Source organism: Candidatus Omnitrophota bacterium (assembly GCA_023227985.1).
GTDB lineage: Bacteria > Omnitrophota > Gorgyraeia > Gygaellales > Profunditerraquicolaceae > JALOCB01.
The window spans coordinates 1-13,170 of sequence record JALOCB010000034.1; the positions used below are offsets into that span (position 1 = coordinate 1).

Sequence of the window (13,170 nt, forward strand, 5' to 3'; positions counted from 1 at the left end):
AAATCACCCTCTACGGCAGTGGTTATTTCAATCTCCCCGCCATGTTTGAGAGCTTCTTTGGCGTTACTTAAGAGATTCATGAACACTTCATGAAACTGGTGCTCGTCAACCCGAACCATCGGCAAGGCATTGGAATACACACGCCTGAACCGGATATTATCCAAAGTATACTGGTGTTCCACCAGGTTCAGCAATCCCTCAATGCTGCTGTTCATTTCCACGTCTTTACGGACACCCTTGCTCGGGCGCGAGAAACTGAGCAAACTTTGAATAATGCTTTTAGCCCGCTGGCATTGTTCGAAAATGACCTTCAGGTTGTTTTTGTCCTCCTCATTAATACCCTCGTTCATCATTAACAGCTGGGTGTTGCCTGAAATTATCATAACCGGGTTGTTTATTTCGTGGGCCATAACCGAAACAAGCTCACCCAGCTGTGCCAGGCGCAGGGATTCTTCTATTTTTTTACGCTCGGTAATGTCGCGGATGATCCCCACGATGAACTTGTTCCCGTTTTTATCCATGTACAAAGATTTTTTGGTAACTATAGCATTAACCCTGCCCTGGGCATCGGTGATATTTTCCTCGTTAATATTATCATTACCCGTATTAAACACGATCTCATCATTAGTCCAGAAAACATCCGCCTGTTCTTTAGGCACGAAGGTGTAATCGCTCTTACCTTCCAATTCTTCGCGCGAACGCCCCAGAAACCTGCAAAAAGCGTCATTAACCAGGACAAAGTTATGGTTGCTATCCTTGACAAATACCGGATCGGCGATAGTATTAATGATCGTATTCAAATAATCCTTGGCCCCCTGGATAGCCGCTTCCGCGTTCTTGCGTTCGGTTATATCTTCGATCATCCCCAGTTGGCTGTTCGCTACGCCGTTCTTGGCCGGTATAAAAAAACCCCGGTCACGGATCCACACATATTTGCCGTTCTTATGCCGCAGACGGTACTCTTCATCCCAATGCGAGCAGCTTTGTTTGGCCTTGCTCAATTTCTCAGCTGTATGAACCATATCATCGGGATGCAGCAGCTCTATCCATTGATCAAAACCGCCGTTCAGTTCATCAGTGCTGTAGCCCAAGACCTTTTTCAGGGTATTGCCCCAGAGTATCGAGCCGGTAGGGACGTGATAATCATACGCCACCTGTCCTGAAGCCTCGACGATCAACTCGTAACGCCTCATCCAATCGCGGATCTCATCTTCGGCATCCTTGCGTTCGGTAATATCCTGCACAGTTCCGTCGTAGCACAATATATCACCATCAAGACCCCGGACGGTCTTTGCGTTTATCAATATCCATGAATACCCCCCGTCAACCCGTATTATTTTTACTTCAAAGTTTGAGATTTTATTATCTTTAGCAAGCATCATTTTCAATCTTTCCCGGACATTCGGATCAGCGTACAAATCCCGGATGTTTTTAACACCGGACAGCATTTCGGCAGATGAGGCAAACCCCGCCATATGGGCAAACGCGGGATTGACATGCAGATATCTGCCTTCCGGGGTGCTTTGAAAGATACCCAGGCCGGTATTATCAAAGATATCCCGGTATTTCTCCTCGCTTCTGCGCCGTGTTTCCTCCGCTTCTTTATGTCCGGATATTTCGATAAGGAGCCTTTTCTGCTGTTCAAAAAAATCATAGACCAGCCTGGCGACATCGCCGAATTCGTTATTCCAGACACGCATCCGGTCAATACACCCGGTATCCTTTGTTCGCAAGGCATCTGATATCAGCCGTAACGGCAAGCTTACCGACCGGGTAACAAATACCGAAGTGGCTGCAAGCACCAATACCATAAAAATAAAGAACGTAAGAAAATCCAGTTCCGATGTCCGGATGAACATCTTCAGTGTTTTAGATATACAGGCAAAGCGTAATGTCACCACCGTCCCGCCATCCCATCCGCGGAAATCCCGTGTGAAAACTATATCTATGGCGTCTTTCGCGCCTTTCAACTTAGACAAAACGATCCGATCCCCGTATTCTATCTCACAACCGGTCAATCCCTCCAACTCATCCACATACAACTGGTCCCATAAACGGCCCACCAAAAAATAGCCCCGGGCCGGGGTTTCTCTCAGAAAGTCCTCGGTAGGATGGATAGTCGCGCCCCGAATCTCCAGAACGCCGGCGGCGGTATTAATAAAAAAGTGACAAAGCTTTTCCTTTTCGAATATCTTGGCTAAGGCCACCTGCGGCAGAGGCAGCGTTCTTAACGCATCTTCGCCCACAGTGTTAATATCGTAAACCAAAGACTTATCGACATCATAGACCCAAGCGCAATTGGCGTTATAAGTTGAAAGGCCAGACTGAATATTCAACCTGGCCCATTCCATATCTTTTGTCTTAACAAAATGCACCATCTCACCCCAGTAAGAGTAATCATTGGCGAAAGTCTCAAGGGATAAACCTTTAAGCCTTATGATCTTATCAACAAGTTCGACTTTCTCCTCTTTTTCGGCTAAGCTGATCGCAGCTTGCCTTCTTTTCGTGATCACTCCCAGGAACATAAAAACAAAAAAGAACAAAGCGATGAGCGAAACCAGTAACAACAAAGCTTTTCTATGTATATTCATTGATCCTCGTTATAAGTTTTTGCGCAACATTCTTTGTTATTATTCTATCACATAGATCCTTTTTTTACAAAGAATCTCTACGGGTGGTTTTTTACTCTTTTCGCTTAGCGCGCAGCAACTTACAACAAAAAGATTGACAAATAATATGCCGCAAAAACATCCATTCATATCGAAATATTTAATTTTGACAAACGCCTTGTTGTAACCTGTTGACGCTCGTTGAGTTTCGTTAAGAGGAACCGTCCCCTTTGACTCGCGCAGAGAAATATGATATATTATAGCGAAATATTTCTCAAGGAGTACGATGAAAAGACGCCTGATCCTGTTTATTTTTCTTACCGCAGTTATTACCCGTCATCAAACCGCCGGTTATTGCGAAACTTCCCCGTCGGCTTTGGAATCCGTCCCGAAATATTCCGTCGTGACATCAGAAACAATCGACCTCAGAAAAACAGGCCTGCGTGCCTATAACCCGAAAAAATGTTACAAAGGATACGCGCTGTTCAACAATTTCCCCACGGAAGAAGCGTATAAAAAAGACCCCAACGGATGGAGAGGGTTCACCGCGATATATTTACTCGATACAAACGGGGAAATCGCCTACCGCTGGATGGCGCCCGGGCCTGTCGGTTTCAGCCGCATAGATAATAACGGCCATCTTTTTTATCTTACACATCCCCTGGCGATAAAGGACGGGCTTCACGAACTGGACCCTGATAATAACGAGGTGTGGAATTACGACCTGAGAGGATGCGGCCGGGACCTGAGGATACTCGAAAACGGGCTTTTGATGGTCCTTAATAGCGCGAGGGTCAACTCGCCGCCAGCGAGCGCGCCGAAGGCCACCGCAGGCCCGTTCATAGTCGCGCCGCATATCGCCATGATCTCCCGCGACAAAAAAGTGCTTTGGTCATGGCAAGGAGAAAAATATATACCGGAGTTCGAGAAACTATACGGCAAAAAGATACTCCTGTTCAACCCCAGGCATCAGGACGCGGAAGACTGGTTTCACGCCAATACCTGCGAGATATTAAAAGATAGCCCTCTCGCCCGGAAAGACCTGCGGTTTCGTAAAGGGAACATCCTGTTTTGCTCATTTTACCTGGACTTGATGGGGATCATCGAATACCCCAGCGGCAAGATTGTCTGGTCATTCGGCCCGGGGATCCTCGATGGGCCGCACAGCCCGGCAATGCTCGATAATGGCAACTTCCTTATACTCGACAACGGGGTGAACCGGGGTTGGTCCCGGGTGATCGAGATCGATCCCTTAAAAAAAGAGATAGTCTGGGAATATCACGCTGATCCGCCGGATTCTTTTTACAGTCCTTTTATGTCAAACGCCACGCGCCTTCCGAACGGGAACACCTTTATCTGCGACGGGGTAAAAAACCGGCTTTTCGAGGTCACGCCCTCCGGGGAGATCGCCTGGGACATGATACCTATGCTTGACGGGATCACCGGGTATTTCGGAATACTGCGGGCGGAAAAATACTCCGGGGAATACCTGAAACCACTTTTGGATAACCGGCAATGACGAAAGCGTTATGAAAACACATCGGACAGCTTTTATCCTATGCGTGATAGTATCCCTGCCCTTTTACGCGAGCGCATCCCCGCGTCCGTGCCCCGGGGCGAAGAAAAACAGCACCCTTAACGAGGCGCTATCAGAATACAGCTCAAGGTTCACCGCTGCCGGGAACTTTAAGGTTATAAATAATTTCAAGAATTGCGCCCAGGGCAAAACATTCCATACCATTATCGCCCGAAAAGCGGGTAAACGCGTACAAGTCGAGATCACCTCCGGGCTGAACAGGAATGAGGCGCTGGCGTATTCCAGGACCCAATATACCGTCGTTAAGAACCTTTACGGCCCTCGGCAGATCCAATACCCGGGGATCATTACCAATTCGACCGAATGCCCTGAGAACAAAAAAACGCGGGAGACCACAATAGAAATAATGAATACGCCGACGAAGGTCCTGCTGGCCAACGCCTCTGACCGCTATGTGCTCGGGGTATGGGACGACGATTTGATCAGGCAGAAAGCCGCGTTCGCGGTATTTTACGACGAAAAGAACTCTACTTGTTATCAGATCATCGCCTTTCAACCATACGATAATCTTGATACGGAAGGGCTGCTTTCAATACTGTCCGGCTTTAAAATCAAGTGACCCCGCTTCATTCACAAACATCTTCCAGGGGTTTTCCCTGCACAAAATCAGGCAATTTTACGCCCAACAATTTCATCAAGGTCGGATACTGATCGATCATATCTACAGGGTCATTCCCGAGAAAATTATTCTTTTTAACACCCGGCCCCATAATAATAAACGGGCACCATATAGCCGGGCACTTCTCCGTCAGGATCCCCTGCTTATAACCGGTTATCAACGAATTTGAAAATATTTTTTTGTCATCCGACATCTCCTCGGTCCAGGCGTATCCGGGGCGATTGGAAAGGATCAGGTCGCCGATCCTTTCCCGGCACAGCCGGAAAACACGGCCTGACTCTTCCCATGTCGCTATACGCATAACAGGACAGGTCCCGCTCTCATCCCTAAGCCCTTGTAAAGCCAACCTGACCTCTTCCCGCAATTTTTTATACCGTGGGCCGGTTGACCGACGCCAGACCCCATCCCTCCCATGCAGCCCTGCGGGATCTATAAAAACATGCCCATAGTTCAGGTATACCACCGTAGAGCGCAGCCAATCGATCAAAGGCTCACCCGTTACGGGATCCAATTTAAAAAAAAGCCACCCCTGCCGGGCAAAAAGGTTGTTCAAATGCACCCGCCTGTGCAGAGGCACTGCCCCATGATCGGAACTAACGGCTATGACCGTATCCTCATCCGCGTTCTTCAGGTATTCGCCTATTATGGCATCAAGCTCCTTATACATCTGTTTGACTTCCCTCCAAAGCCCGGCTCTTTCTTCGTCAGTCTTATCGTTATAAAGTAAAGATCCCGGGTCCACATACCCCAGCCACCACCGGCTGGTGAGCATTTGATTCGGCGTATAAATATCATGGATAAAAACATCGGGCGCATATGTCTTTAGCAGATAATCCGTTGCCCGGCGGTGCCAATCAAAGGATTGCCCGGCCTCCTCGATAAAGGCGTCCTTATCCTCTTTCGAAAATATAAGCTGAGCGGGGAAACTATCCGCATAATCAACCATCGGGCCTACATTCTTAATAATATCATCCGCTAAAAACACAGGTTTGGTGAGCGTATTGTTCAAATTATCATAAAAAAACCTTATTTTAAAAAGCCCGTCCGCTTGCAGCGTAATGACTTTTATCCTTACTGTCGTATCTATCGGGATATCTCCCCACGATACTGTGACCGGAAGCCATTCGCTTTGATCCCCCTGTTTTAAATCCGCGATCGCCGTTTTTTTATCCGCGGTGAACGCGACACGATCGTAATTCGGGATTGAGTCGTTTGTGCTGTCATAAATATACGCGTATATCTTTGCCCCCCATGCCTCGAGCGCGGATTCTTTCGGAGGGGAATATGACCGGGGCGCCGCATTCCATTCCCAGGCAGGACCGACCAGCGGAAAAACAGCTAACGGCGGGCCGAAGTAAAAAAGCCTGCTCTCGCGCCCCCGGTGGTATTGCACCGAAGCGTCCGGGATGTTCTCGAAGTTAACCGCGTAAAAATTGGCGCCCCACCCCCCCCAGCGCCCGGCGATCGTATACCCCCGCCCCAGTTCCGGCGGCGTGGATCCGGGGACCGAAAGCACCATAACCGATTTTCCCTGCTTTTCCAGGGTTGACCAGATAGCCTCCACCTTGCGCGCCGTGGAGCTGAAGCCGGTCATAGACGGTTTTACCAGCGAGTGGCCGTCGGTATGCATCGGGCCGTCTGAAACCCCGTTTATTTGCGGATAGGTCCCGGTCAGTATAGCTGCGAAATTTACAGGTGTATGCCCGGGATAAACAGGCCTGCAGAAACCATAGGTCCCGTTGTCCATCATTCGTTTTATATTGGGCAGGTCCCCTTCCCTGGCCCAGGCGTAAATATCGAACAAATACGGCTCCGCCCGCATCCCGTCGGGTATGAACCAATAAAGTTTTTTGCCCTTCCGGGCATCTTGGGATAACGGGTCATTCGCTTTCTGAGCATAAGCGATGCCGGCGATACCTGCTAAAACGATCAAAGTGCCAGTTAGAATACGCTTCATTTCTTTATTATTAGAATAGTATCGGCGATATTTTGCGCCAGGAGCCTGTTGCCCCGCGCGGTGCAGTGGCCGAAATCACCCGCAAACATATCCGTAAAATACGCCGGATAACCCTCTTTGCCTACCGCTTCTTTGAATATACGGCCATTATCCACAAACACGATATTCCCGTCATCCCCGGCAAATATCCGCTTTAACGATTCAACACTATGCATAGGATACTGCGCACATATCAATTTTATCCCTCTATCCCCTGTTATTTTCTTTATCCGCAGAAAATTATTGCGCGTTGATGGGTTATAATAATCCAGCCGCGCCTTATCCGCCATATCATAGCTGATCCGGCTATCGTCTTTTCTGTTAAGAGACCCGTACAATGTCCCCAGTCCTCCATACGCCCGGTCATTGAGCGGATTGATCCGTGCAGCCTTGCTGAAAAACTCTTCCGCCGACAAGTGCTTGCCCTGTTCCATGCATAATACGCCGAACCAATAATACATACTGTCATTACCCGGGCTAAGCGCCATGCCTTCTTGCAAGATCTTTTGCGCAGCCGCATAATCACCCTGAAATATGTAAGTGCAACCCAGCTCCAGGTATACCATATCGTTCATCGGATTAAACGATAAGGCTTTTCTGAACAGCTCCGCCGCTTCAATGAATTTCCCCTGATGGCGGTATAATAAAGCCTGTTCGAAATACGCCTTGTCTTCACTGGCATATTTGCCGCAATCAGTTGTTTTAACGCTGGGCGCGCGGATACTCATATTGATAGACCGCGCCAGCTTCACTGTCTTTAACGACATAATAAAATCCCGCAATCTGCGCCTGAGACCCCGGCCATTCACATACGGAATATTCCGGTCATACCCGTCGTTTATGCCCATCATGACAATGACCATATCCGGGCGGTATTTATCAAGCCGGCCTTCCAACTGCGATACGATAGTTTGTGTGCGCGCGGCAACAATGCCTGCGTTCAGGACAGTGAACTTTTTGCCGGAACCGCTGGAATTAAGGATCTGTTCAAGCTGCGCAGGATACGCATCAGCGCCGCCCAAAGCGGTAGTGGACTCGCCCAGGCACAAAATGCGGCACGCGCCTTGTCTTTGAGCGGCGATCATATTTTTAAGCCCTTGCGCATATAAGATCGCCTGCGCGCCGATGCGCATGCCCAACTCCAGCAAGATCAAAGACAGCAATACTCCAAAGGCGGCCAAAAGTATCTTATGCCTGCCGAGAACCGAAGTAGCGGCTTTTTTGGCCATAATCTTACTGCGCTCCTGTGAGAACACTGAAAACAGAGTCACAAACTGACGCGCCCATCCCCTCGAACAACGGCAGTTGAATATTTGAAGCATATAACCGGGCGCTCACAGGCAAAGTCCCCGAAGCCAACCCTGATAAACCCGCGGTAGACGCGATCTCCGAGCGTATGCCTATATCCAAACCCTTGCCGCGGGCGCGCATTTTGATCTTATCAAGATCCGGCTTTGCCCCGGGGCAATTTATGACATACCGCTGATACACTCTGCGCACAGCAAAGCCGCAGTGTTGAAAAGAAACAAGATCTTTTAGCCGGCTATTATACCGCAAGGCGGCTTCCTCAACCCGCGAATTATATTTATCAAGCGATGCCAATTGCTTCATCCCGATCAAAGCCTGAAGATTGGTAAAACGGGCGCACTCCCGCTCTATACCTTCAGAAACAGGTATGCCAAAGCCGCTCAACGCCCTATCCAGTAATAACCGGCGGGTTAAAACAATACCGGCTTTCTTAAGAAACCTCAGTGAACTGGGGAATTTCGGGGAACTGCGCACATCCGACGTTACCAACGCTTGAATATTCCTCGCCAATCCGTCATCGCAGGTAACAATGGCCCCTCCGCCTAACGCATTTAACGATGAGCCTGTTGAAAAGGTAAAATAAGCCGCGTCTCCCCGGGAACCGGACTGTTTATTGCCTGATAACGCCCCGGCGCTATGAGTGCAATCCTCAATAACCTTCAAGCCGTTCTTATGGGCGACGCGCAACACCTCCTCGATATTGCACGGCAACCCGAACATATGGCTGGCGACGACCGCCTTTGACCGCGGGGTGATCGCCGCCTCGATAAGATCAGGGTCAATATTAAATGAACCGGCTTCGACATCTATGAACCTTGGGCTGCATATCTTTTGCGCATTAAGCCGGCATACAAACCCGGAACAATAAGCGGGCAGAATGATCTCGTCGCCCGCTTTCAATCCCATTCCGGCGAGCAAGATACGCATCCCGACGGTATCGGACGGGACGAGCATAGCGTGCTTTACCCCCAGAAACTCCGCAAGCGCGGCCGCGAACGATTTCAGGTATGCCCCTTTGCCTACTTCTTCGGCAAGGACCGTCCGGGCGATATCGCCGATCAAACCCGGATAAACCCGCATTTCGGATTTACGTATCATAACCGGGCAAAAAAACTAAAAATGGGACAATAACTCATCGGCACCCGCCTGTATAAGGAATTTAAGATTATCGAAGCTGTTTATCCGGGACGCTAATTTTCGCAGCATCCCCGGGCGCAAATAGAATTTCGCGTATTCATTCCTGACATATTTTTTGAACCGGTCTCCGGGATCAATGGTCATCTTGCCGTCCGGACGGTCCCGGTATAATTCGTTGCCCGGGAATACGCATATTTCGTTAAAATTGACGAAATCAACGCCGAGACGGCGGGCGAACCCGGAAAATCCGCTCATATTCTCCGGGGTTTCCCCGGGAAGCCCGTAGATGAATAGCCCGACCACTTCCAATCCCGCGCCCTTGGCCAGCCGGGCGGCGCGCATAGATTGTTCAAGCGTAATGTTCTTCCCGCTCAAATCCAATGACTTCTGCGAACACGTCTCAAAACCGAACGATATCTGGTAACACCCCGCCCTGCGCATAATATCGAGCATAGCCTTATCGACAAGATCCACCCGGGTCTGCGCGCGCCAAAGGATGCCGTTCTTCTGCGATATGAAGAAATCGCACACCTTGAATACCAGTTCCCGGTTGGCGGTAAAAGCGAGGTCGCGGAAAAAGATCTCCCCCACCCGGTATTTGCCGGATATTTCCCTGATCTCTTCGCAGATAGACTCCAAACCCCGGTACCTTATCTTGCCGAGGCTGTACAGCTTTGAATTGCAAAAAACGCATTTGCTGTGCGGGCATCCGCGGCTTATGGTCATCGGCGTTATCGGATTCTTCCTATTGAATATCGCGAACCGGTACGCCTGGTTATCGACCAGATCGCGCGCAGGCAGCGGAAGGTCATCCAGATCGATCAAAGACCGTGATCCACTGACAACCTTATCCCCCTGCCAATAAGCGATATTCTGGGCGTAATTACCCCTTACGATATTAACGACAGGCAGCTCCATCTCGCCTAACGCCACGAAATCAGCCGCGGCATCCCTCAACACGACAGACGGGTCATAGGTGACCGGCGGGCCGGAAAAGATTATTTTAATCCGGGGGATACTTCCCTTGATGCGCCGGGCAAGGGCTTTATCTTCTTCTATGGTGAAATATGTTGACGGAATAACAACAAAATCAGGGCGAGAGCTCAAAAGGAGCCTTACGATATCTTCCGGATATAAATGCCTGGCGCTGGCTTCAATAACGCTGACATCCGGATATCCGCATTTCCTCAAATAAGCCGCAGCATAGATGAGGTCAAGCGATAATAAAGGGATAAACCCGGGATAACTGGCGCCCGTCCAATCCCGTAAAAAATGCCTGTGACTTCTGAATAATCCTTTACCGGGGCCTAACGGATCTAAGAAAGCGATTTTAACCGACATAGTAGCATTATAATACGTATTCAAACTGCCGCAAATATATTTTACCCGGACGGAGAATAACAAATAGCCTCTACGCCGTTATAATCGAAATATTTCCGGTATTTGACGCCCCGGCCCTTCCCCAACAATCCCTCGATTAATCCCGAATGCTCATTACCCCTCCAATGCGGGGAAATAATAAGCCAGATATTCGCATCATTGTCCGGCAATCCCCCCAGCGTTACCAGGACATGTTCGCGGTCCTGCCTTATCCCTAAACCGATAACAGTATTCGCGCCGTCAAGGAAGCGGCAGTTCTTCATGTGATAGAATTTTTCCCCGTGATTATCGATATTGTTATTAAAGCCCTTCACCTGGCCGTACTTATAATAATACCAGAATGGGATGATCTGCGTTATCGGAGCGAACACCAGGACATCCCCTTCGGCGATCTGCGGCTTCACGCTGGAGGCTAAAGATCTCCAGTCATCGTTTGACCCGGGATTATACAATATATCCCAGGAAAAAAAGGTCAACGCAACAAGGGCAACGATCGCCGGGAGCCTGCCCCTGCCCATTCTCGAAACCGAATACGCTGCGCCGATATAAAAAGCCGGGGCGATAGCGATAAAATAGCGGGTCAAAAATACCGGTTTGACCCATATTGAAAATAAATAAAAACCTAATAACGGCGCTAAAAGCCATAACCACAAAAGTAAAATCTTGTTTTTCGCGCTTAAGATATCCTCGTTTGAACGGATTTCTTTTCGGCTGTAGAAAATACTCAGAGAAAAAAGCAGGCCGAGCAACACAGTCAAGAAGCGGATGACCCGCAAACGGGACGGCTCTGTTTCGAACCCCACGCCGGCATGCGCCTGCCGGGGGCCGCCATAACTGAATACGCCGAATGTCCCGATTAAATCCCGGTAACCCGGTTTGTCCGCGATAAACGTATCGATCTCCTGGTTACGCGTATTCTGCGTGAAAGCGACCGCCGGCAACACCGCCATCGGCATAAAAATAACCAGGATAATAACCTGCATCCTCAGCCATTGGCGCTTCAACCTGATCCTTTTGCTGAAGACCAAGAAAAATATGTTCTGCAGGATAAACACGTAAATACCAACAGGGAACGAGTAAAGGATCAGCGCATTGGTCAGGATATATAAAAAACGCAAACTGCGCTTATCGCTTTTTATCACCTTCAGAAAGAGTATTATCGACACTAAGCTCAGGCATAGAAACAAGGTGTAATAGCGGACTTGTTGCGAATAGTATATGTTATAAGGGGATATCGCCAGTATGAACGCGCTGATCAACCCGGCGGAAGCGCCGAACAGCGTTTTTGCCAGTTTGTAGATCAAGAACACCGATAAGACGCCGAATATAACCGCTAACGAGCGCGCCGCGACCTCAGTGTAACCGAACAAACCGGTCCACAGCTTCAACAGCGCGTAATAAACCGGGCGCGGTATATCCGTCAACACCTTTTGGCTTAAAAAAATATCATACCAATTGTAAGCGGAGAGGTTAAGGCTGCACACCTCGTCATACCAAAGGCATTTACCGTTCAGGCCATAAAACCGCAAGAAAGCGGCTATCCCTAAAACAGCGCAGAGGATGAAATATTTACCTGCCAATAATCCAGCCAGCCGGTCTTTTTTCATTACGCTCCTTGGATCAATCACCAGTACCCCGTCTTTCTTATACTTTCCTTCATCCGATCAGTTACGCCGGGGGAGAATTCACTTGTTTTAATGTTGTATTTAACCAGGCTTCCCTTCCATAAGTCCAGCCGCTCCTTCAATCTCCGGGCTATCTTATCCCGGGATCCGATAAGATTGTTCCGCTCCGCAGGGTCAACCTTAAGGTCAAAAAGCTCTTCATTGATCTTAAGGTTGTCATTCCCTCTTTGAATATATTTCCAACGCTTCGTGCGGACAGATAAGATCCCGGCGCTGCCCTGGCAGAACACAAATTCATTGGCCGGGGGATGACTTTTGTTTTCCAAAATACCGACAAGGTCCGCCCCTTGAGCCTGCGCGGGTATCGGGATTGATAACAGGCTCAAAAGCGTCGGCAGAATATCTATACTCTGGGCCAGAGAATCCCGGCGCATACCGCGGCTCAAACCCGGGAGGTAATATATCAAGGGGACGCGGATACATTCATCGTATAAGGTCAAACCATGGTTTATCGATCCGTGCTCTTTATATTCATTCCCGTGATCGGCTGTTATAATGATGATAGTCTTATCATAAAGGCCGTTTTCTTTCAATTCATCGACTATCCCGCCGATCAAATCCCGGTCCGCCCGGTATATACTGCTATCCAGCAATGCCCTGAATTCCCGGATCCTGCGCTTGTCAAAACCACTGAGGAATATTTCATACGCTCTCCTCCAGCGCAGCCCCAGCGAGTCTAATTGGCAAGCTTTATTATCTTCCGATATAAACGAAGGCACATCCGTCAATCTGTCCATATTCAAGCTGTCCAGCTCATCCTTAAATACCGCCGATACGTTCCGCGAAAACTTGTCGTTAAATCGCAAAAAGGGGAATATGGATTCATGGGTCATATATGA

Annotated in this window: 9 protein-coding genes; 2 read left to right on the forward strand and 7 right to left on the reverse strand. The window is 49.0% G+C overall.

Features of this window, described 5'->3' with window-relative positions; translation table 11 throughout:
• The coding region (locus tag M0R35_06590; protein ID MCK9595327.1) for a PAS domain S-box protein at positions 1-2,591 on the reverse strand (2,591 nt) is incomplete at its 3' end.
• A 304-nt stretch (positions 2,592-2,895) separates the two neighbouring features.
• Between M0R35_06590 and M0R35_06595 the strand changes: the two genes are divergently transcribed.
• Together M0R35_06595 and M0R35_06600 are read left to right on the forward strand one after the other, a co-directional pair.
• Positions 2,896-4,128: a hypothetical protein gene (locus M0R35_06595; GenBank protein ID MCK9595328.1), complete on the forward strand. Its 1,233-nt coding sequence runs from the start codon at positions 2,896-2,898 to the stop codon at positions 4,126-4,128.
• Between the two features lie 10 nt (positions 4,129-4,138).
• Positions 4,139-4,765 carry a hypothetical protein gene (locus M0R35_06600; GenBank protein ID MCK9595329.1) on the forward strand — a complete coding sequence of 209 codons (627 nt, stop codon included), beginning with the start codon at positions 4,139-4,141 and terminating at the stop codon, positions 4,763-4,765.
• 7 nt (positions 4,766-4,772) lie between these two features.
• On the opposite strand, the gene M0R35_06605 is transcribed toward M0R35_06600, so the two are convergent.
• The 6 genes from M0R35_06605 to M0R35_06630 all read right to left on the reverse strand — a co-directional run.
• Positions 4,773-6,782: an alkaline phosphatase family protein gene (locus M0R35_06605; GenBank protein ID MCK9595330.1), complete on the reverse strand. Its 2,010-nt coding sequence runs from the start codon at positions 6,780-6,782 to the stop codon at positions 4,773-4,775.
• Positions 6,779-8,050 (reverse strand): tetratricopeptide repeat protein, encoded by a 1,272-nt coding sequence (locus tag M0R35_06610; protein MCK9595331.1) that lies wholly within the window; start codon positions 8,048-8,050, stop codon positions 6,779-6,781. Before M0R35_06610 ends, M0R35_06605 begins: the two co-directional genes overlap by 4 nt.
• A gap of 4 nt (positions 8,051-8,054) precedes the next feature.
• Positions 8,055-9,227 (reverse strand): DegT/DnrJ/EryC1/StrS family aminotransferase, encoded by a 1,173-nt coding sequence (locus M0R35_06615; protein MCK9595332.1) that lies wholly within the window; start codon positions 9,225-9,227, stop codon positions 8,055-8,057.
• A 15-nt stretch (positions 9,228-9,242) separates the two neighbouring features.
• The gene (locus M0R35_06620) at positions 9,243-10,607 is read right to left on the reverse strand and encodes a B12-binding domain-containing radical SAM protein (GenBank protein ID MCK9595333.1); all 1,365 of its coding nucleotides are present in this window, start codon (positions 10,605-10,607) and stop codon (positions 9,243-9,245) included.
• A 41-nt stretch (positions 10,608-10,648) separates the two neighbouring features.
• Complete coding sequence (locus M0R35_06625) at positions 10,649-12,253, reverse strand: glycosyltransferase family 39 protein (GenBank protein ID MCK9595334.1); 1,605 nt, start codon at positions 12,251-12,253, stop codon at positions 10,649-10,651.
• Positions 12,254-12,270: 17 nt separating this feature from the next.
• Positions 12,271-13,170 (reverse strand): sulfatase-like hydrolase/transferase (locus M0R35_06630; protein ID MCK9595335.1); only part of this gene is annotated, 900 nt, incomplete at its 5' end.

What these genes read in the sequence shown, in the direction of transcription:
- M0R35_06610 (MCK9595331.1), bottom strand. Translation starts at nt 8,050, where the DNA reads ATGGCCAAAAAAGCCGCTACTTCGGTTCTCGGCAGGCATAAGATACTT.
- M0R35_06625 (MCK9595334.1), bottom strand. Translation starts at nt 12,253, where the DNA reads ATGAAAAAAGACCGGCTGGCTGGATTATTGGCAGGTAAATATTTCATC.
- M0R35_06600 (MCK9595329.1), top strand. Translation starts at nt 4,139, where the DNA reads ATGAAAACACATCGGACAGCTTTTATCCTATGCGTGATAGTATCCCTG.
- M0R35_06605 (MCK9595330.1), bottom strand. Translation starts at nt 6,782, where the DNA reads ATGAAGCGTATTCTAACTGGCACTTTGATCGTTTTAGCAGGTATCGCC.
- M0R35_06620 (MCK9595333.1), bottom strand. Translation starts at nt 10,607, where the DNA reads ATGTCGGTTAAAATCGCTTTCTTAGATCCGTTAGGCCCCGGTAAAGGA.
- M0R35_06615 (MCK9595332.1), bottom strand. Translation starts at nt 9,227, where the DNA reads ATGATACGTAAATCCGAAATGCGGGTTTATCCGGGTTTGATCGGCGAT.
- M0R35_06595 (MCK9595328.1), top strand. Translation starts at nt 2,896, where the DNA reads ATGAAAAGACGCCTGATCCTGTTTATTTTTCTTACCGCAGTTATTACC.